20 protein-coding genes, 1 other RNA gene and 1 pseudogene are annotated in these 18,438 nt (G+C 45.4%); 9 read left to right on the top strand and 13 right to left on the bottom strand.

What is annotated here, in order from left to right:
* Positions 1-25 precede the first annotated feature (25 nt).
* Both C792_RS0107045 and C792_RS0107040 read left to right on the top strand, forming a co-directional pair.
* Complete coding sequence (locus C792_RS0107045; protein ID WP_026090272.1) at positions 26-1,390, top strand: aspartate kinase; 1,365 nt, start codon at positions 26-28, stop codon at positions 1,388-1,390.
* Positions 1,391-1,500: 110 nt separating this feature from the next.
* Positions 1,501-3,186 carry an ABC1 kinase family protein gene (locus C792_RS0107040; RefSeq protein WP_017548759.1) on the top strand — a complete coding sequence of 562 codons (1,686 nt, stop codon included), beginning with the start codon at positions 1,501-1,503 and terminating at the stop codon, positions 3,184-3,186.
* Positions 3,187-3,221: 35 nt separating this feature from the next.
* On the opposite strand, the gene C792_RS0107035 is transcribed toward C792_RS0107040, so the two are convergent.
* The gene (locus tag C792_RS0107035; RefSeq protein WP_026090271.1) at positions 3,222-3,638 is read right to left on the bottom strand and encodes an RrF2 family transcriptional regulator; all 417 of its coding nucleotides are present in this window, start codon (positions 3,636-3,638) and stop codon (positions 3,222-3,224) included.
* Between the two features lie 81 nt (positions 3,639-3,719).
* Here C792_RS0107035 and C792_RS0107030 point away from each other — a divergent pair, with 81 nt between their 5' ends.
* Positions 3,720-4,988: a replication-associated recombination protein A gene (locus tag C792_RS0107030; protein ID WP_017548757.1), complete on the top strand. Its 1,269-nt coding sequence runs from the start codon at positions 3,720-3,722 to the stop codon at positions 4,986-4,988.
* 84 nt (positions 4,989-5,072) lie between these two features.
* On the opposite strand, the gene ssrS is transcribed toward C792_RS0107030, so the two are convergent.
* Positions 5,073-5,264: non-coding RNA, 6S RNA (ssrS, locus tag C792_RS14755), on the bottom strand.
* A 243-nt stretch (positions 5,265-5,507) separates the two neighbouring features.
* Here ssrS and C792_RS0107025 point away from each other — a divergent pair.
* Both C792_RS0107025 and C792_RS0107020 read left to right on the top strand, forming a co-directional pair.
* Positions 5,508-6,218, top strand: a pseudogene (locus tag C792_RS0107025) (ABC transporter ATP-binding protein); the annotation flags it as partial.
* Between the two features lie 245 nt (positions 6,219-6,463).
* The gene (locus C792_RS0107020) at positions 6,464-7,978 is read left to right on the top strand and encodes an ABC transporter permease/substrate-binding protein (RefSeq protein ID WP_017548755.1); all 1,515 of its coding nucleotides are present in this window, start codon (positions 6,464-6,466) and stop codon (positions 7,976-7,978) included.
* Positions 7,979-8,028: 50 nt separating this feature from the next.
* Here C792_RS0107020 and C792_RS0107015 read toward each other — a convergent pair whose 3' ends face one another.
* Both C792_RS0107015 and C792_RS0107010 read right to left on the bottom strand, forming a co-directional pair.
* Positions 8,029-8,478 carry an ASCH domain-containing protein gene (locus C792_RS0107015; RefSeq protein WP_017548754.1) on the bottom strand — a complete coding sequence of 150 codons (450 nt, stop codon included), beginning with the start codon at positions 8,476-8,478 and terminating at the stop codon, positions 8,029-8,031.
* A gap of 36 nt (positions 8,479-8,514) precedes the next feature.
* Entirely contained in the window at positions 8,515-9,009 is a 495-nt protein-coding gene (locus C792_RS0107010) for a GNAT family N-acetyltransferase (RefSeq protein ID WP_017548753.1), read from the bottom strand.
* Between the two features lie 104 nt (positions 9,010-9,113).
* On the opposite strand from C792_RS0107010, the gene C792_RS0107005 reads away from it, so the two are divergent.
* Positions 9,114-9,731, top strand: coding sequence for a phosphotransferase family protein (locus C792_RS0107005; protein WP_017548752.1), 618 nt, complete (start codon positions 9,114-9,116; stop codon positions 9,729-9,731).
* 35 nt (positions 9,732-9,766) lie between these two features.
* Here the strand turns inward: C792_RS0107005 and C792_RS14660 are convergent, their stop codons facing one another.
* Together C792_RS14660 and C792_RS14375 are read right to left on the bottom strand one after the other, a co-directional pair.
* Positions 9,767-10,330 carry a DUF6241 domain-containing protein gene (locus tag C792_RS14660; protein ID WP_017548751.1) on the bottom strand — a complete coding sequence of 188 codons (564 nt, stop codon included), beginning with the start codon at positions 10,328-10,330 and terminating at the stop codon, positions 9,767-9,769.
* A 77-nt stretch (positions 10,331-10,407) separates the two neighbouring features.
* Positions 10,408-10,785 (bottom strand): DUF6241 domain-containing protein, encoded by a 378-nt coding sequence (locus C792_RS14375; RefSeq protein WP_040608720.1) that lies wholly within the window; start codon positions 10,783-10,785, stop codon positions 10,408-10,410.
* Positions 10,786-11,197: 412 nt separating this feature from the next.
* Between C792_RS14375 and C792_RS0106985 the strand changes: the two genes are divergently transcribed.
* Positions 11,198-11,407, top strand: a complete 210-nt coding sequence (locus tag C792_RS0106985) for an HAD hydrolase-like protein (protein ID WP_017548748.1) — start codon at positions 11,198-11,200, stop codon at positions 11,405-11,407.
* Here C792_RS0106985 and C792_RS0106980 read toward each other — a convergent pair.
* Positions 11,394-12,353, bottom strand: coding sequence for an IS30 family transposase (locus C792_RS0106980; RefSeq protein WP_017548747.1), 960 nt, complete (start codon positions 12,351-12,353; stop codon positions 11,394-11,396). The genes C792_RS0106985 and C792_RS0106980 overlap by 14 nt on opposite strands.
* Before the next feature lie 89 nt (positions 12,354-12,442).
* Here C792_RS0106980 and C792_RS14370 point away from each other — a divergent pair, with 89 nt between their 5' ends.
* Entirely contained in the window at positions 12,443-12,913 is a 471-nt protein-coding gene (locus C792_RS14370) for an HAD hydrolase-like protein (RefSeq protein ID WP_083854846.1), read from the top strand.
* A gap of 63 nt (positions 12,914-12,976) precedes the next feature.
* Here C792_RS14370 and C792_RS0106970 read toward each other — a convergent pair whose 3' ends face one another.
* Entirely contained in the window at positions 12,977-13,738 is a 762-nt protein-coding gene (locus C792_RS0106970) for a MerR family transcriptional regulator (protein WP_017548745.1), read from the bottom strand.
* A gap of 183 nt (positions 13,739-13,921) precedes the next feature.
* Here C792_RS0106970 and C792_RS0106965 point away from each other — a divergent pair, with 183 nt between their 5' ends.
* Positions 13,922-14,929 carry an NADP-dependent oxidoreductase gene (locus tag C792_RS0106965; RefSeq protein ID WP_017548744.1) on the top strand — a complete coding sequence of 336 codons (1,008 nt, stop codon included), beginning with the start codon at positions 13,922-13,924 and terminating at the stop codon, positions 14,927-14,929.
* 40 nt (positions 14,930-14,969) lie between these two features.
* Here C792_RS0106965 and C792_RS0106960 read toward each other — a convergent pair whose 3' ends face one another.
* The 5 genes from C792_RS0106960 to aac(6') are packed head-to-tail and all read right to left on the bottom strand — an operon-like array spanning position 14,970 to position 18,345.
* Positions 14,970-15,848 (bottom strand): YitT family protein, encoded by an 879-nt coding sequence (locus C792_RS0106960; protein WP_017548743.1) that lies wholly within the window; start codon positions 15,846-15,848, stop codon positions 14,970-14,972.
* A 50-nt stretch (positions 15,849-15,898) separates the two neighbouring features.
* The gene (locus C792_RS0106955) at positions 15,899-16,285 is read right to left on the bottom strand and encodes a hypothetical protein (RefSeq protein WP_156172370.1); all 387 of its coding nucleotides are present in this window, start codon (positions 16,283-16,285) and stop codon (positions 15,899-15,901) included.
* Between the two features lie 31 nt (positions 16,286-16,316).
* Positions 16,317-16,961, bottom strand: coding sequence for a uridine kinase family protein (locus C792_RS0106950; RefSeq protein ID WP_017548741.1), 645 nt, complete (start codon positions 16,959-16,961; stop codon positions 16,317-16,319).
* 29 nt (positions 16,962-16,990) lie between these two features.
* Positions 16,991-17,866, bottom strand: a complete 876-nt coding sequence (locus tag C792_RS0106945) for a DMT family transporter (protein ID WP_017548740.1) — start codon at positions 17,864-17,866, stop codon at positions 16,991-16,993.
* A gap of 47 nt (positions 17,867-17,913) precedes the next feature.
* Positions 17,914-18,345: an aminoglycoside 6'-N-acetyltransferase gene (gene aac(6') / locus C792_RS0106940; protein ID WP_017548739.1), complete on the bottom strand. Its 432-nt coding sequence runs from the start codon at positions 18,343-18,345 to the stop codon at positions 17,914-17,916.
* Between the last annotated feature and the right edge of the window lie 93 nt (positions 18,346-18,438).

The following is an 18,438-nucleotide window of genomic DNA, read 5'->3' as shown; positions in this document are numbered from 1 at the left end:
AAATTCCAAGCGGGGTGTAACGATGATGAAAGTAGTCAAATTTGGAGGCAGTTCCCTCTCAGAAGCCAAACAGTTGAGAAAAGTTGCAAATATTATAGAAAGTGACCCGGCGAGAAGGATTGTCGTCGTATCTGCCCCGGGCAAAAGGTTTGATGATGATATAAAAGTGACGGACCTGCTTATTGCCCTCCACGGCAACAAAGTGACCGGTCTGAGGACAGATGATGCTATGGAACAGATTCTGCAGCGGTTCGAATCGATCATCAATGAACTGGACCTATCCAGAGAACTGCTGACAGGTTTCGAGGCGACCTTGAATGAATATCTCGAGACCATCCAAGACAGGGAGCGGCTGCTCGATGCGCTTAAATCCTGCGGAGAGGACTTCAACGCACAGCTCTTGGGCGAATTCCTGAACAAATCAGGCGTTCCTGCGAAATACATGCCGCCCGGCGCGGCAGGCATCAAAGTGACGGATGAGCCCTCCAACGCACAGCTCCTCCCTGAATCATATGATGCCCTCCAAAAATTGGACTTTTCCGAACACGTCCTTGTCATTCCCGGGTTCTTCGGCGTATCCGAAACCGGGCGGGTGGTTACATTTCCGCGCGGCGGCTCCGACATCACCGGAGCAATCGTCGCACGCGGTGTGAATGCGGAGCTCTATGAGAACTTCACTGATGTAAGCTTCATCTTTTCCGCCCATCCGGGCATGATTGAGAGTCCGCATGCCATCAAGGAGATTACGTACCGTGAAATGCGTGAGCTGTCATACGCAGGATTCAGCGTCTTCCATGACGAAGCCATCGAACCGCTGTACAAGAATAAAACACCGATCATGATAAGGAATACGAACGATCCGGAAGTGGAAGGCACCAAAATTGTGGCCGAACGTGAATTCATACCTGAAATGCCCGTCATCGGCATCAGCTGCGATGAGGGATTCACCTCGATTACACTCAGGAAATATCTGATGAACAGGCAGATAGGCTTTACACGACGGCTTCTGCAGATTCTGGAAGATCATGAAATCAACATTGAACATATCCCTTCAGGCATAGACAACCTTTCAGTCATCATCAGGAGTAACCAGTTCGAGGGCAACACGAAACTCGAAGATATACTGCAGGACATCGAGGAGCACCTTGAACCGGAAGATTTGTATGTCGAAGAGGATCTGGTCCTCCTTGTGATTGTCGGTGAAGGTATGAAAGAACACATCGGCATCGCCACGAAAACGACAAGCGCCCTGAGCGACAACAATGTTAACATCAGCATGATCAACCAGGGGGCTTCGGAAATCAGCATGATGTTCGCAATAGCCATAGAAGATGAAGAAAAAGCATTGCAGGCAATCTACAACAACTATTTCCAGTATGTGGGTGTATAGGAAAAGGGCTTCCCTCCGGAGGCCCTTTTGCATTTCAATAGATGATCCACCTTTTTGCGGGTATACTGGTATTAAAGGAGCAATAGCACCATCTGAATCAGGAGGTCAATATGATTTTCGAAAAAAGGATAAAGTTCATAAGAAGATACAGAGAAATTGCGGTCGCCTTTTCCAAATCGGGGTTCGGTTTCATTGTAGAGGAACTTGCATTGGATGAAATGATTTCACTGCCCAAGAGGATACTGCTCCGCCAGGGGAAAAGCGACAACGAGGAAAAATCCAGAGGGGAACGCATACGGCTCTTCCTGGAAGAGATGGGTCCTACTTTCATCAAGATCGGACAGATCGCGAGCACCCGTCCCGACCTCGTACCTGACGATATCATAAGTGAGCTTGAACAGCTGCAGAACAATGTCCCGCCCTTCCCTTACGAAGATGCGGTATCGATCATAGAAACCTCCCTCGGGGCAACGAAGGACGAAATATTCGAGTATATAGAGGAAAAGACCCTCGGCTCCGCCTCCATAGGGCAAGTTCACAGAGGGAGACTCCTGAGCGGCGAAACCGTAGCCATCAAAGTCCAGCGGCCGGATATAGAACAGACTGTCCGCAATGACCTTGAGATACTGCACAGGCTTGCCTCCCTTGCAGAATCCCGCATGAACTGGGCAAGACAGTACCAGGTGAAGGATATGATAGATGAATTTTCACGCGCGATACTGGAGGAGCTGGATTATACGATAGAAGCAAGGAATACCGAAAGGCTAAGCAAACAGTTTGCAGAGGACAGGACAGTCTGCATCCCTGAAATCCACTGGGAAGCCACCACAAAAAATGTTCTCACGATGGAATACATCGAGGGCATCCGGATCAATGACTTCGATTCCATTGAGGCACTTGGCTATTCCCGCACGACACTCGCCGAACGTGTGACAAATGCCGTCTTCCATCAGATCCTGATCGAAGGATTCTTCCACGGGGACCCGCATCCGGGCAACATCAATGTACTGCCGGGTGAAACCATCGCATTCATGGACTTCGGCATGGTCGGCAAGATGACAAAGGAAATGAAAGTGAACTTCGGCACCCTTCTCATCTCGCTGATGAAAAAAGATGCCGACGGTGTGGTCCGGGCAATCGCCCGCATGGGCGTCGTGCCCGATGATGTCGATATGAAACAGCTCACCAAAGATGCCGAGCTGCTCAGGGACAAATACTATGACATCCCGCTCAGCCAGATGCATTTGGGTGAAGCGGTACAGGACCTGTTCGGCATCGCCAACCAGCACCGCATCAAACTGCCTTCGGACTTCACGATACTCGGCAAGACCATACTGACACTGGAGAGCACTGTCAGCAAACTGGATCCGGAATTCAGCATCGTCGATGTCGCCGAACCTTTCGGCAGACAGCTGCTCAAAGAAAGATATAATCCGAAGAACATAGCAGGCCGGGCAGTAGACCAGTGGACCGCCTTCAGCGATGATCTCGCCAGTGCCTCCGGCAATCTCTACGAATTCACGAAAGCACTGAAGAAAAGACAGGTACCGGTCGAAATCGTACTGAAGCGCAGCGAACACTATATGAGACGCCTCGACCAGCTGGGAAACCGCCTGTCATTCAGTATAGTACTCCTGTCATTCAGCATCATCATGGTCGGACTGATCATCGGCCAGGCGATGAGCGGCGAGACCAACATCTTCTGGAACATCCCCGTCATAGAGATCGGTTTCATCCTCGCCATGATACTGTTCATGGGTATGCTTTACGCCATATTCAAATCAGGGCGCTTCTGACAAAAATGCACCCGGAGATCCCCTCCGGGTGCATTTTAAATATAGAACATATAATCATCAATTTCATCTTCCGAGTGGCTCAGCAGATCGGCAAGCGTCGTATGGTCGAGCACGTCCCGCAACGCATCCCGGACCCTTCTCCAGAGATACCTCTCCGTTTCGGTATCCTTCTCGTCCGTTTCCACTGCCACAATGTTCTCCTCCAATGTCCGGAAGATCCTTCCTACCTTGATCTCATCCGGAGGAAAATTCAGCTCATATCCGCCGTATGCCCCCCGTGTACTCTTTACGAGGTTTTCCTTCTTCAGACTTGCTACAATCTGTTCCAGATACAGGTCACTGATCCCCCGCTCTTCGGCAACTGATTTCACACTTCTTTTCTTCACTTCATAATCTTCAGCCAAAGCCAGCATAAAGTATAGTCCGTATCTTCCTCTTGTCGAGATTTTCATAAAGCACCTCATCATTTAAGTTCATGTTAAAATATATTGTAGTAATATAAATATAACACATACACAGGAGCAGGTGAAAATATGTCAACACAGCCACTCAGTTTCAGAATGCGCCCGAAATCCATAGATGAAGTGCTGGGCCAGCAGCATCTCGTGGGTGAAGGCGGCATCATCAGGAGGATGGTGCATGCAAAACGCCTGTCTTCGATGATACTCTACGGCCCGCCCGGAATTGGGAAAACCAGCATAGCCAGTGCGATTGCGGGCTCTACCAGTTATAAATTCCGGACACTGAATGCGGTAACCAACACAAAAAAGGATATGCAGATTGTGGCGGATGAAGGGAAAATGAGCGGTTCTGTCATCCTGCTGCTGGATGAGATCCACAGGCTCGACAAGGCGAAACAGGATTTTCTCCTCCCCCACCTGGAAAGCGGCAATATCGTCCTCATTGGAGCAACGACGTCAAATCCCTACCATGCGATAAACCCCGCAATCAGAAGCCGGTGCCAGATCTTCGAACTCAATTCACTCGAGGAGGAAGATATCCGGGTCTCCATAAGCAGGGCGATGGAGGACGAAGAACGCGGCCTTGGCAGTATGTATATCGAGATCGAGGACAAGGCGATGGAGCATTTCGTCCTTTCCAGCCACGGTGATGTCCGGAGTGCGCTCAATGCGCTTGAACTCGCTGCCCTCAGTACGGAGAAAAATGAGGACGGCAAAGTGACGATCACACTGGATGATGCAGAGTCCTGCATGCAAAAATCAGCATTCCTGCATGACAAGGACGGAGATCAGCATTATGATGTCATGAGTGCCTTCCAGAAATCCATCCGTGGCAGTGATGTCGATGCGGCCCTGCACTACCTGGCCAGGCTGATAGAAGCTGGTGATCTTGTAACCATAGCAAGGAGGCTTCTCGTCATCAGCTATGAGGACATCGGGCTCGCCAATCCGCAGCTTGCCAGCCGAACGCTCGATGCCATACTGTCAGCGGAGCGGCTCGGGTTTCCGGAGGCAAGGATCCCCCTTTCACAGGCCGTCATTGAACTCGCACTGTCGCCAAAGTCGAACAGTGCAATCAAAAGCATAGATGCTGCGCTGTCGGATATAAGAAAAGGCAAAATCGGCGCGGTGCCAAAACATCTGCGGGACGGTCACTACTCCAGTGCGGAAAAACTGGGCAACGCCGTCGGCTACAAATATCCGCACAACTATCCGAACCATGTCGTCAAACAGCAGTATCTGCCGGATACGATGACGAAAAACAAATATTTTGATACATCCGATGTATCAAAATACGAGAAACAGCTAAACGATATATACAACAAACTTAAAAATATGTAAAAATGGAGCATCCAAAAAGATGCTCCATTTCATTTAAATTTCGACAAAAAAATAAGCACCGGATGAAATCATCCGGTACTTACTGGAATATCCGAGCTAAAGCCGTGTGTATTTGTTGATTATTTTGGCCTGCTATTTGCAGGTGGGTGCCCTGTTTCCTGCTCCAAACGTCCTGGCTGGCAGGCTTGTTTTTTGCAGGAAAACCAATTGGGCTCCCGTATAAAAAGGTGTTAGGTCAAAATATAATTCAACACATCACGAACTTCTCAGGTATTCCCGTTACAAGTATAATACCACACCCTATTGAAAAAAGAAACTGAAAAGCCCATTTTTGATAAAATTAATGCTTTTCACATATATCTGTTCATCCATCCCACATTTCCCCGATAATATTCTCCATTACGGGTATGATATCCAAAGATGGACAATTGCCTGCATTTTGAAAATATGCCGGGATATTTTAATTGCAGCCAATTTTCTATATACTTTTCTTATAGGCAAACCGATAGGAGCGTAAATATGATCCAATTTAAGAATGTAACAAAGCGGTATGGCAACAAAACTGCAGTCGATGACCTGACTTTCGATATAAAGGAAGGTGAAACTTTTGTCCTGATCGGTCCGTCAGGCTGCGGAAAGACCACCACCCTGAAGATGATCAACCGACTGATTCCGCTGACAAACGGATATATCTATTTCAAGGACAGGCCGATCAGCGACTACCAGGTCTATGAAATGCGCTGGGACATCGGATATGTCCTTCAGCAGATCGCCCTGTTCCCGCATATGACCATCAAGGAGAACATCGCCCAGGTACCACTCATGAAGAAATGGTCCGAAACGGATATCGACAAACGGATTGATGAACTTCTGGAAATGGTCGGGATGGACCCGGAACAGTTCAAAAACCGCAAACCATCCGAGCTCTCCGGCGGCCAGCAGCAGCGTGTCGGCGTCGTCCGGGCCCTCGCTGCAGACCCGCCGGTCATTCTGATGGATGAGCCGTTCAGTGCCCTCGATCCGATCAGCCGGGAGAAACTGCAGGATGATCTCGTGGAACTGCAGAAGAAGATCAAAAAGACCATCGTATTCGTGACGCATGACATACAGGAAGCACTTAAACTGGGCGACAGGATCTGTCTCCTGAAAGAGGGCCACGCAGAACAGATCGGTACACCGGATGAATTCCTCACCTCACCCAGGAATGATTTCGTCAAAGATTTCATCGGCGACCTGGATGCCCACAGAATGCAGCAGTTGACAATCGGGGATATTGCACAAGATCATTCTCCTGAGTCCCCAACAGACCACTCTGATTATCCGGTTGTGCCGGCCGACACCCAGATCCAGGTGGTTTTCCAGTACCTGTCCGAGCATGACAGTATAATTGTGAATGGCGGCGATGGGGCTGAAAAAATCCTGAACAGCCGCGATGTCTTCAAATACCTCGCTGACAGACAGAGAGGTGACGACCGATGAATACATTGCTCGATACTTTGAATGCCAGAAAAGGTGAACTGCTGACGACACTCATTGAACATATACAACTGTCATTCATCGCTCTCCTAATAGCAGTACTCATAGGTGTGCCGCTTGGCATATTACTTACCAAGACGAGAAGAATATCCGAGATTGTCATCAACATTGCGGCAGTGATGCAGACGATCCCTTCTCTCGCCCTCCTCGGGCTGATGATCCCACTTTTCGGCATCGGCAAAGTGCCGGCGGTGATCGCTCTGATCATCTATGCACTGCTGCCGATCTTAAGGAATACCTATACCGGGATCATTGAAGTCGACGGCTCGCTTGTCGAAGCAGCAAGGGGCATCGGCATGAAGACAATGAGGCGTCTTATGAAAGTTGAATTGCCCATTGCGATGCCGGTCATCATGGCCGGGGTACGCACAGCCATGGTGCTGATCATCGGCACCGCCACACTCGCCGCACTGATCGGCGCCGGCGGCCTCGGTGATTTGATCCTGCTCGGTATCGACAGGAACAACGCTTCACTCATTATAATCGGCGCAGTACCTGCAGCACTGCTTGCGATCATTTTCGATGTCGTCCTGCGCATCATCCAGAATCTTTCGTACAGGAAGATCATCATCACTCTCGGCAGTATTCTTGTTGTGATGCTTCTGATAACCGTGGGACCTATGTTCGGTCAGAAGAACGAATCCATAACCATCGCGGGGAAACTCGGGACAGAACCATCCATAATCACGAATATGTATAAAATACTGATCGAGGAAGAAACGGACTATACCGTACAGGTTGAAGACGGACTCGGCAAGACATCATTCCTGTTCAATGCACTCGAGTCCGGAGACATCGACGGATATCTTGAATTCACCGGCACAGTACTCGGTGAACTGACCAAAGAACCGCTGGAGTCAAAAGATGAAGCCGAAGTCTATGAACAGGCCAAATCAAGCCTCGAAGAACAGTTTGACATGACGCTGCTCGAACCCATGCAGTTTAACAACACATACACCCTTGCTGTAAAACGGGAGTTCGCAGAGGAGCATGGCCTGGAGACAATCAGTGATCTGAAGACAATCGAAGATCAGATCAATCCAGGATTCACACTGGAATTCAGCGACCGCGAAGACGGGTATCCGGCCATACAGGAAGCATATGACCTGAACTTCAGCAATGTCCGGACCATGGAGCCGAAACTGAGATATCAGGCAATCAACAATGGAGACATCAACCTCATGGATGCATACTCGACAGATGCAGACCTCAGACGGTACGACATGGTAATACTTGAAGATGACGAGAACGTCTTCCCCCCTTACCAGGGTGCCCCGTTGTTCACACAGGAATTCCTGGATGAACATCCGGAAATCGTCGACCCGCTCAATGAGCTGAGCGGACAGATAAGCGATACAGAAATGCAGGAAATGAACTACCAGGTCGCCGTCGAAGGTGAAGACCCTTACCAGGTCGCACAGGATTACCTGCAGGAATCAGAACTTATAGAATAGAAATAGCGACATCTGGCATAAGTCAGATGTCGTTTTATATCCCGTAAGTATTAGTTATCTCGCACATGCACCAGTTCAAACCGTTCACAGACCAGGAGCATATCTTCTGAGAACTCGTAACCAACACCTTTCAGTTCTTCTTTGAAGAACTTTTCATGGGCCTCCCACCAGTACTGATAGGTCCTGTCCCCTTCACCTTCGGCAACCGCAAATTCCTCCGGCACCTCGTTCATCGGCATTATACCTACTTCCGTTGTTTTGATGATCGCCACCGGTTCATCACTCTTGTTCATTATGACACTATAATCTTCCGTAGTCGGCAGGGGGTCGTTCTCAAGATCATAAAATATACGCCCGGAGCAGGTCGCAGTCTTGATGCCATCCACAACCAGCTGTGCAAGATAATCCGGATCGTCTCCGAACTGCCAGGCAGTCACCGATTCAGGCGCATTCTTATCTCCCCAATAATTGTTCCAATATGTTTTTGCTTCACGGTTCATATGTGAATTCTCCCCTCAAATTGATATGATCGACGGTCAGATCATCTTATACAGATAGTATTCATTAACAGGCTCACCATCGATCATCAGTGAATGGACTTTCTCCCCTTCCAGTACAAAGCCCATTTTCTTATATAGATTAAAAGCCGGTGTATTCTCCTTAATCACAGTAAGTTCCAGCCTGGATACTCCTTCATTTTCTGCCCATGCAAATAGTGCATTGAATAACCTTGAGGCAACCCCTTTTCCCCTGTGAATTTCATCTACACCGAGTACCAGATATGCTGAATGTTTATTCCTGTTCAATTTACCTCTGAAGGCTCCTATGTAGCCTGTAAGCGCGCCATCTATTTCTGCTACTAAAAATTTCATCGATTCATCTTCACTAATTTGCATTATCGCTTTTTTCTGTTTGTCTGCTGTAATCTGTCTTTCTCCCGGATCATATAACATATATCCCGAATCATCGATTTTCTTATTCAGTTCGATAAAAGGCTCTGTATCGTTTACATGTAATTCTCTAATTTTCATATCACTCACTTCCTTATTTCGGTTATCGTAATGCGTTGGTATAATAAAATTATATCAGAAAATTCATGACATTAATGAAGGATTCCAACGAAAGGTTTTATAGTATGGATAAGCAGAGATTACAAAAAGATTTAAGTGAATATAATATCGAAAGTCTCGAACCATTCAAAAAGGGCTGGTCGGGTGATGTGAAATATATTGCCAAGGACTATTTTGGGAAAAGATATCTCTTAAGGTTGTCACCGATTGAGGAAAAAGAACGTGTTCTCACGCATGTTGAATTTCTGCTTAAAAGTCATGAGCATGATGTGCCTACACATAAACTTGTCGGGCATGATGAATGCTTGGATAACTGCTATTACTACCTTATTCTTGAATGGATTGAAGGCGAAGATGCGTATCAAAAAATCAGCAGTTTCAGTAAAGACCAGCAATACGAATTGGGGGGCCAGTTTGGGGAAATACTCAGGAAAATCCATACTTTCGACATTAATATTCAATCATATGCTCCATGGCCCGACAGATATAATAGTAATATTGATAGGAATATAAAAATGTATGAGGAATGCGAGTTGAAATATGAGAAAGGATATCTATTGCTCAACAATTTAAATCGATACAGGGAATTGCTCCAAGATGTTGATAACGTACCACTTCATGGAGATTTTCATATTGGTAATATGCTGGAAAATGTTTATATAACTATTAACTGTAAAAGATAAAAAAAGACGCCTTTTCGGACGTCCTGTGTTTATCATTAATTTCTGTTTTGATACCTTTCGTCTTCCTCTTTTGGTATGTCGTCCGTTTCAGTGAAATGCTTTTCGATATAGTCTTGTTCTTCTGCTTTCGATAATAAACCGTATGCTTTTCCGCTTTGCATTACGTGTTTGTATTCTGGTTGAGTTAGAACGTTATGAACTTTTTCGGAATTTGAAAAGTTGCCGTCCCGCCAGTTAAGCATTTCTTTATGAAGGAACGTCCTGTCTTCAACATTGTACTGTTCTAACAAACCAATTACTTCATTGATTCTTTCTTCCGTTATTTTCAGATGACCCCACTTTTCTTCGGCCCTTACTTTTTGATGGCTCATTCGATGAACCATATCGACGACTTTGTTTTCGATTTCTGCCGGTGAGAATTCGGCCTTATCTTCGAAACTGACTGCGATTTCTTGATTTAATTCTTCGTTCGATTCGGAACTTCCTTCACTTTCGAAGTATCCGAACGGATTTACGGTTACAATCAAAGCGAAAACGATTCCTGCCGTTAAAAATATAATACCTGAAAACACGGCGATTGTTTTTATTGAATTTCTCATATAATCCCCTTTCGACAGTCTGTATTCATGTTTACGTTTTTGAATTTATTCTATATTAAAGGTCAAAATATCCGCTCTTATGTCCCGTCTTGTGTTGCTCTAAACTCCATTTCCTCTTTCGGGGTCAAAAGACGTTCTGCTTTTCCAACGTTCCCGCCCTTATTATTCCAAATAACATTGTGTACTTTAACAGCGTTTGAAAAATCGCCGTCTTTCCAAGCTATCAATGATTTTTTATAAAATTCTTGGTGTGTGTATTCGGATTTTTCAAGTATTTCAAGCATTTTGTCGATTGATTCTTCTGTAATCGGTGCGTATCCCCATTTTTCTTCAGCATACACTTTTTGATGGGTCATGCCGTGAAGACGGTCGGAGAATATTCTTTCACTTAAAACACCGGATTCGGATTCATTTGACACTTGGAAATCTTTTTCGCCGGACGCCAATTGTTCCAATTCCTTTTATTCTTCATCTGTAAGCGATACAGTTTCTTTTAAGTCATTTTTTGAGTTAATGAAAAAAGAAATTATGACTACACCTGTTATAATTAAGAGTGTTCCAAAAGTGATTGCTACTTTCAATATGTTGTTCATGAAATCCCTTTCCTCTAATTTGTATTATTTACCTTATTTTTACTTTAACATAATTAGAAATATCCTAAATAGACGATTTTCTGTAACTGTGTTACTTTCAATGACAAAATAAAAAGGACGCTCATTTATTGAACGCCCTGCGGGATTCTGATTCGATTAAACAAATAAATTGATGGAAGAAGAGAGTAAATTTATGAAATTCATTTCGAAGACAGTATCTCAGTAATTGATTATAATCTAATAGACTGATAAATATAGATTGGAGATTATACTCATGAACAAAGCGGTAATATTTGATATGGATGGTACGTTATTTCAAACAGAATTGATTTTGGAGCGCTCTTTAAAAGAAACCTTGAATAAATTGGATGAACATAATGTACCTTACATAGAAAATCCAATAGAAAAATATAACGAAATAATGGGTGTTCCTCTAAGTGAAGTATGGAGGAATTTATTATCTTCGTTTGTCAAAATAAGCTAGACAGCCTGCCTACATCCATGTAACTCATAAATGCTTCCAGCGGTGTCTGGTAGTTCAAAGACTTTCTGGGTATGTGGTTTCTCTTGGAGGCTACTGAAGCAACCATCCTCTGATCCACTGTGTTGAAATCCATATGCTTGGGCAGGCCGTCTTTCCGAAGCAGTCCATTGGAATGTTCATTCAATCCTCTTTGGGAAGGCGTGCCCGGGTCGGCAAAGTAAATATCAATATCATTTCGGTTGCTCATTGACTGCCAATTTGAGAATTCCTTACCACAGTCGAAAGTAATGGATTTGAACACATTTCTGGGAATCTGATGGAACCATGCGTTGATGACTGTTTCAATATCCTTTGCAGTCCGGCCCTCGGGCTTGAGGGTAATGATCACTTTCGACAGCCGTTCTACAAGTGTCACAACGGCACTTTTATGATGGATGCCGACAATGGTATCGCCTTCCAGATGTCCAAATGCTTCTTTGAATGCTGGGTAGTCCGTCTTTCTGTCAGAGAGTTTCCGTCTGAAAGCCTGTCTCCCACGGCGTTCCTTATGGCCGTTGGGTTTTCGCTTTCCTTTCATCGGCAAGGTGGAAACATCAAAGTCTTTGCGCTTGAACATGCGGTACAATGTGCGGCTGGAGCAGTTGATCGGCTGTTCACGGCGACCGACAATCACATCCGGCGTCCATCCTTGCGCGACCTTTTCTGCCACATATGCGCGTTGATCATTCGACAGCACCGTCTGTTTTCGACCGCAACGCTGCTTGTTTGCCTTGTAGCGCTTATAGAAATCCAATGCGGTGTGACCGTCTTTCAGGAAAGTGACCACATTGTGGACGGTCTGACGTGCTCGGCCAATCTGTTCTGAAATCTTTGATACAGAGGCATTCTGATGGAAATAAGATTCTATAATTACCAGTTCATCCGTGCTAAGATGGGTGTAGGTCATTCGTGATCACTCCTATGATTTCTTTGGTCGGAAATACATTTTGAGTGTATCACGAGTGGCTTTCTTTATGTGTCTAGCTTAATTTTACAATCGGCGTATATACCTCCTCTAAAGGATATACAGAGCTTGCGAATGGGCTGTTCCAAAAATCATTAGTAAATTCAATCAATACCGGTAAAAGTAAACTCTACGATTTTGTAGAGGTTGCATTGTCCGACATAAAAGATAAAGGATATGATATTTTTATAGCCAGTAATGGAGATGAGAAATATTTAAAAGCAATCTATAATTATCATGGGCTGGATAAATATATCAAAAATATATACAGCATCAACATACTGAACAGTGGCAGCAAATCTGAGTTGGTACGACATATTATCGTCAGTGAAAACATACAGCCGAGGTATATAATTGGTGATCGATTATCCGATTTTAAAGCCGGCATGGAGAATGGCATAGAAACGATAGGTTGCAGATTCTACTTTTCAAAAGACGAAGAATTGAAACAAGCCGACTATGTAATCGATTCTCTAAAAGATTTGACAAACTTGATTAAGTGAAGTCCCCCTAAAAAATTTCAAGTTACAGTGAATCAATGAAAAAAGAACGGTTTTCACCGTTCTTTAATCTTCTGCATACTTCTCTATCGAGTCTCTCAGTAGACTGACGATTTCTTTTCCGGCACGCTCATTATAATATTTCGCGAATCTTTCATCTTCCACATACATCTGTGCGAGTCCCTTGTGTGCTTCTGCTGAGTACTTCGGCCATGAATAAATGATCCATCCTTTATGAAGTTCATATACTTCACGCGCCAAGGGCGACTCTATCTCCTCAGTCTCTGAAAGCTGATCGAGCTTTGAAAACAGCTCATTCTCGATATCCTGCATCTTTTTGAAATCTTCTTCACTCAGGTTCATATATTTCCGGTTGGATTCGTCTATTGTCCCCTCTCCGTATTTCTCTCTGATTTCCTCTCCGTATTTTCTCTCGTTTTCTTCGATTTCGGCTTTTTTGAAGCCTTCAAATTTTTCTTCTGCACTCATTTCAATCTCTCCTTTTGTATATTGTATCGTCCGCCGGACAGTAGCCATCAGCTTCCTTGTCTTTTCCTGTTCTTCCTGAAGTTTTTGATAATGTGCTTCCAACGCCTGCAGTGTACTGAATTCCGGATCGTCGAGGATGCATCTTATCTCTTCCAGTTTCAATTCCATCGACCGGTACAGCAGAATCTGCTGCAATCTGTCGATATCCCTTCCTTTATAGATTCTGTATCCTGAATCAGTGTATTCACTCGGCTTCAGGAGTTCGATCTGATCATAATATCTCAGTGTGCGTGTACTGACCCCGGACATCTCTGCGACTTGTTTCACAGTGTACTTCATACCCACCGCCTCCCTGTAACCCACAGTATATGGATTGACGCAGCGTCAATGTCAACGCTTTTCAGAAAAAATCTTTCGGATTTTTATTATCCTGTCCTACTTCGTCGGAAAAGATGATTTTAACATCCGCCGCAGCGGGTATTGGAGTCATGTAACGATTTAAATGATATGAGGAGGATTACTTTGAATAATGAACAGATTGTTTTAGCTGAACGCCCGGAGGGACTGCCTGGTGACGGTGTATTCCGATACGAGGATGTGGAAACCGGGGAAGCGGGCACAGGTGAAATAGTAATTGAGAGTGTCTATATATCCGTCGATCCTTATATGCGTGGCAGGATGAATGATGCGAAATCATATGCCAGGCCTTTTGAATTGGACAAACCGATTGAAAGCCATATTGTCGGAAGGGTCACTGAATCGAATAATGGTGGGTTTGCTGAGGGCGACGTAGTCACAGGTGTACTTCCATGGAAGAAGTTCAATATTGTATCCGAAGATACTGTGAATAAAGTGCCGTCCACTGATGTGCCGCTTCATTTGTACCTGAGCACACTCGGCATGCCGGGACAGACTGCTTACGGCGGCCTGCTGAACATCGGCAAGCCGCAGGAAGGGGAAACTGTAGTTGTCTCTGCAGCATCTGGTGCAGTCGGTTCTGTCGTGGGTCAGATTGCGAAGATAAAAGGCGCCAGGGTTGTCGGCATCGCCGGTGGCACTGAGAAGGTGGATTATCTCACCGAAACCCTCGGTCTTGATGCGGGTGTCGACTATAAGAAAGATGATTTTGCCGAAAGACTTGCTGAAGCGGTTCCTGACGGCATCGATGTATATTTTGAAAACGTCGGCGGCCCTGTTTCCGACGAAGTGTTCAACCACCTGAATACATTCGCCAGGGTACCGGTATGCGGCGCAATTTCTTCATACAACAGCAAGGAGGATAACGGCCCTCGGGTACAGCAGAAACTGATCAAATCACAGGCACTGATGCAGGGCTTTCTTGTTGCACAGTTTAAAGATGACTTCAAAGATGCCAGTGAACAGCTGGCACAATGGGTTCAGGAAGGAAAAGTCCATTCCGAAGTGACGATTGACGAAGGTTTCGACAGGCTGCCGGAGGCTTTCAGAAACCTGTTTACCGGTGATAACTTCGGCAAGCAGGTGGTCAAAGTTTCAGATTCACTTGATTAGAATAATGGCCTGGAGACAAAATCTGATTGTCTCCAGGCCATTATTGTTGATGCTTCTGCAGATCCTGCTTGATGAACTCCCCTTTTTTGACATCGGATACGTCATAGATGGCAATGAATGCGTGTGGATCCTTGTCACTGACGATTTCCTTGAGTTTCTGTTCCTCCAGACGGTTGATGACACAAGTGATCTGCGTGAACGCCTTGTCCGTATAGCCGCCCAGTACTTCGTTATAGATGCAGGTACGCCCCAGCTCCTCCCTGATTTCCTCAATGATCGGCTGTGGTGATTTTGTGATGATGGTGAATGTCTTGGAACCACTCAGCCCCTCTTCGATCAGATGTATGACTTTGGATGCGATGAAGTAAGCGATGGCGGAAAGCATCGCCCCTTCAAAACCGAATACCGTGGATACAAGTATGAACACGAATATGTTCAGGAACAGGATGAAGTCGCTGGTACCGAACGGAAGCTTCCTCGACAAAAGAACTGCAAACATGTCAATGCCGTCAAGTGCTCCGCCGTTGCGCAGTGCAAGGCCCATGCCGGTGCCGATTATGACACCTCCGACAATTGTGACTAGCAGTGAATCTCCTTCTATGATCGTCGGGATATGATGCATTATCGATGTGAATATGGCGAGGGAAAATATTCCCACGATGGACAGTGCAGAAAATTTGGCTCCAATCTGTTTATATCCCAGCCAGATGAACGGAAGGTTCAATACAGCAATCAGATATCCCAGCTTGATGTCAAACATCTTGGAGCCGACGATGCTGACTCCTGTAATCCCTCCATCAGAAACCTGGTTGGGAATCAATACAGATTCAAGTCCATATGCGGTGATGAAGGCTCCGAGCACCGTCATGATAATACGGCCGATGAAGATGAGCATTCGCCGTGATTTAAAATTTTTCATAAATTTGGAACATCCTTTGCATGATTCATATAATCAAACACACCATGACTTCATTCATAGATCACTTCTTTGACAGATATCTCAGTTTCGTTGATATAAAACCCCAGTGATTCTATGCCATCTCCCGTCTGCAATTCAAACATCTGCAATATGGTGTCACCACCGTCATTCGGTTCCTGGAAATTAATCTTGAGTGTGTCATCCTCTTCATTAACTGTGATTTCCGAACCATTCTCGACATATGCATAAATGAATTGTTCCCGGGATTCGGTTTGTATTAGGAATACATCCCCTCTCTCCGGCTTTTCTATCACATTTTGTTCCAGTAAATCCAATGTCGATTCTGTACCACTTGCTGTAATACCGGTCACTTCTGATGGGCTGTTGCATGCAGCAAGGAACATGGACAACATCATTATGGTAATAAGGTATTTCACGTCATCTTCCTTCCCTCGTAAATCTGTCACCTCATATCATTACACTGTTTTTCTCTACTGTGAATCGGCCAACAGTATCATCGATCACAATATCGAATTCATCCCGCTTCTCATGCATGAACAATTCATATTGGATCCTCCTCTGATGGTGGGAACTGATCAGTGCCTCTGATGATCTCCCCCTGTCATTTACGTCCCGCTCCATCCGCCGCGCCAGTTCTGTCTCCCCGTCCGTATAGATGTAGATGGATAGATCAAATAGTCTATCTTCCAGGAATGTAGTGCTCATACCATCGACGATTGTGAAAGGCCGGTCGGCATGAATGATTTTTTCAGGTGCCCAGTCGGCATCGATGGTTAGAAAATCCATCCCTCTTCTGAGCATCAGGAGATCGCGCTTCAGACTGGCAAGTTCATGTGCGGCCGGCATGCATGCTGTGACTTTCCCTCTATATTCTTCATTTTCAAATCCGTAAAAAGCCTTCAATGGCTTCCTGTACTCTCCAGGGATGACATAGGCATCCGTATTCAGATAATTGAATGTGTCCTGCTCCAGGCATTCCATAACTGCCCGGGCAAGTGTTGTTTTCCCTGCTGCACCATGTCCACTCACCCTCATGACACAGTTTCCATTCTTAAGTATATGCTCTACAACACCATCTATCAGTTCTTTCATAAGTCCCCCTCCATCATATAGATGCCTCTTTATTTTATATAATTGTTTTTTCTCTGTGCCATCAGGAAGAAATACACGCCAATCAGTATTATCACACCGCCAATCAACTGAAGGACGTCCAGTGTCTCTGACAGCAGCATATATGCGAGCAGTGACGCACCGACCGGTTCCAACAGCATGCTCATCGAAATCGTTGTAGGACTGACCGCGTCAAGCAGTGAATTGAATATCACATGTGCGATTGTCGGGAATATGGCGAGCATGAGGAACAAAATCCACTCTCTCGGTGGATAGCTCATCATTTCTTCCCGGGCAATCAGGTTAAAGGCAAGCAAAAAAAATCCTGCGAATGTGAATACTACAAAACTGTACACCCAGTGCTTGAGATTCTTTACAGATCTCTGGCCGATCATGAAGTAGCAGACGACTGCGACTACACTGAGAAATGACAGCATATTACCTGATAATGCGCTCATATCGCTAAAACTGAAATCTCCCCAGCTGATGATGAGCACCCCCGAAAATGAAATGAAAACAGATATGGCAACTGCTCTGGCGACCCTCTCTCTATAGATCAGATAGGCGGCAATCATTGCGACGATTGGCTGCAGTGCCAATATGACTGTTGAACTAGCCACCGATGTCAGCTGCAGTGATTCAAACCAGAATCCGAAATGCAATGCGAGGAATCCCCCGGCAATGATGAGTGACAGCCACTCCCTGGCTGATAATCTGTTGAATTCGGATCTATGACGGTAAACGATTGGAATGAGCAGGAGACTCGCAAACAACATTCTGTACATACTGATGATACTCGCGGAAGCGGCGGATAACTTGACGAAGATTGCTGCAAAAGCAATGCATATTACAGCAACACCAAGTAATGTGACAGCTGACTTTTTCATGTTCGACACCTCCCCCTCCTGTTCAATCTGTGATGGGGTACTGATTTCTAGATGCTTTTCCTGAAACAGACGATCCTGTTCATCTCTTCAAAGCCGCTTTTCAAGTGAAATTCAAGACTTCCTGCGTTATCAAGTTCGCAGTCACTGGCAAATTCCATACACCCCCTATCCTTCGCCCACTGCTCGCACTCTGTGACCAGCTCCGAGGCAATATTCTTCAGACGATGCTCTTCTTTCACAAAAACACCTTCGAGATACCCGACCGGTGATGAATCCGTTCCTTCCACATAATCATACCTGAGCCCGCAGTGTGCAAAAGCCACCGGATTATCATCAACCATTTTCATGAAATGTACTGTATCATCTTTGGATATATTCTCTTCAATTTCTGGTTTTAGAATTTCATACCCCTCATCCCACAACACAGATGCAAGCTTGGTCATTTCATCGATATGAGAAGCCGTTGCCTCGATGATCATGTACTCCCTCCTTTTAATCTTTATTCACAGCGGGTAACGCCACCGGATTTTCAACTTCTATGCGATTCATAAAAATCCCCGCCAGAATTTTCC

The sequence above is a fragment of the Salinicoccus carnicancri Crm genome, from assembly GCF_000330705.1.
GTDB lineage: Bacteria > Bacillota > Bacilli > Staphylococcales > Salinicoccaceae > Salinicoccus > Salinicoccus carnicancri.
Note: the sequence above shows the minus strand (reverse complement) of the source record. Positions and strands in the feature narration are given on the sequence as shown.

What these genes read in the sequence shown, in the direction of transcription:
- C792_RS0107010 (WP_017548753.1), bottom strand. Translation starts at nt 9,009, where the DNA reads ATGAAAATTAGAGAATTACATGTAAACGATACAGAGCCTTTTATCGAA.
- C792_RS0106985 (WP_017548748.1), top strand. Translation starts at nt 11,198, where the DNA reads ATGAACAAAGCGGTAATATTTGATATGGATGGTACGTTATTTCAAACA.
- C792_RS0107005 (WP_017548752.1), top strand. Translation starts at nt 9,114, where the DNA reads ATGGATAAGCAGAGATTACAAAAAGATTTAAGTGAATATAATATCGAA.
- C792_RS0106970 (WP_017548745.1), bottom strand. Translation starts at nt 13,738, where the DNA reads ATGAAGTACACTGTGAAACAAGTCGCAGAGATGTCCGGGGTCAGTACA.
- C792_RS0107030 (WP_017548757.1), top strand. Translation starts at nt 3,720, where the DNA reads ATGTCAACACAGCCACTCAGTTTCAGAATGCGCCCGAAATCCATAGAT.
- C792_RS0106980 (WP_017548747.1), bottom strand. Translation starts at nt 12,353, where the DNA reads ATGACCTACACCCATCTTAGCACGGATGAACTGGTAATTATAGAATCT.
- C792_RS0107040 (WP_017548759.1), top strand. Translation starts at nt 1,501, where the DNA reads ATGATTTTCGAAAAAAGGATAAAGTTCATAAGAAGATACAGAGAAATT.
- C792_RS0106945 (WP_017548740.1), bottom strand. Translation starts at nt 17,866, where the DNA reads ATGAAAAAGTCAGCTGTCACATTACTTGGTGTTGCTGTAATATGCATT.
- C792_RS0107020 (WP_017548755.1), top strand. Translation starts at nt 6,464, where the DNA reads ATGAATACATTGCTCGATACTTTGAATGCCAGAAAAGGTGAACTGCTG.
- C792_RS0107035 (WP_026090271.1), bottom strand. Translation starts at nt 3,638, where the DNA reads ATGAAAATCTCGACAAGAGGAAGATACGGACTATACTTTATGCTGGCT.
- C792_RS0107015 (WP_017548754.1), bottom strand. Translation starts at nt 8,478, where the DNA reads ATGAACCGTGAAGCAAAAACATATTGGAACAATTATTGGGGAGATAAG.
- C792_RS0106950 (WP_017548741.1), bottom strand. Translation starts at nt 16,961, where the DNA reads ATGAAAGAACTGATAGATGGTGTTGTAGAGCATATACTTAAGAATGGA.
- C792_RS0106960 (WP_017548743.1), bottom strand. Translation starts at nt 15,848, where the DNA reads ATGAAAAATTTTAAATCACGGCGAATGCTCATCTTCATCGGCCGTATT.
- C792_RS0107045 (WP_026090272.1), top strand. Translation starts at nt 26, where the DNA reads ATGAAAGTAGTCAAATTTGGAGGCAGTTCCCTCTCAGAAGCCAAACAG.
- C792_RS14660 (WP_017548751.1), bottom strand. Translation starts at nt 10,330, where the DNA reads ATGAGAAATTCAATAAAAACAATCGCCGTGTTTTCAGGTATTATATTT.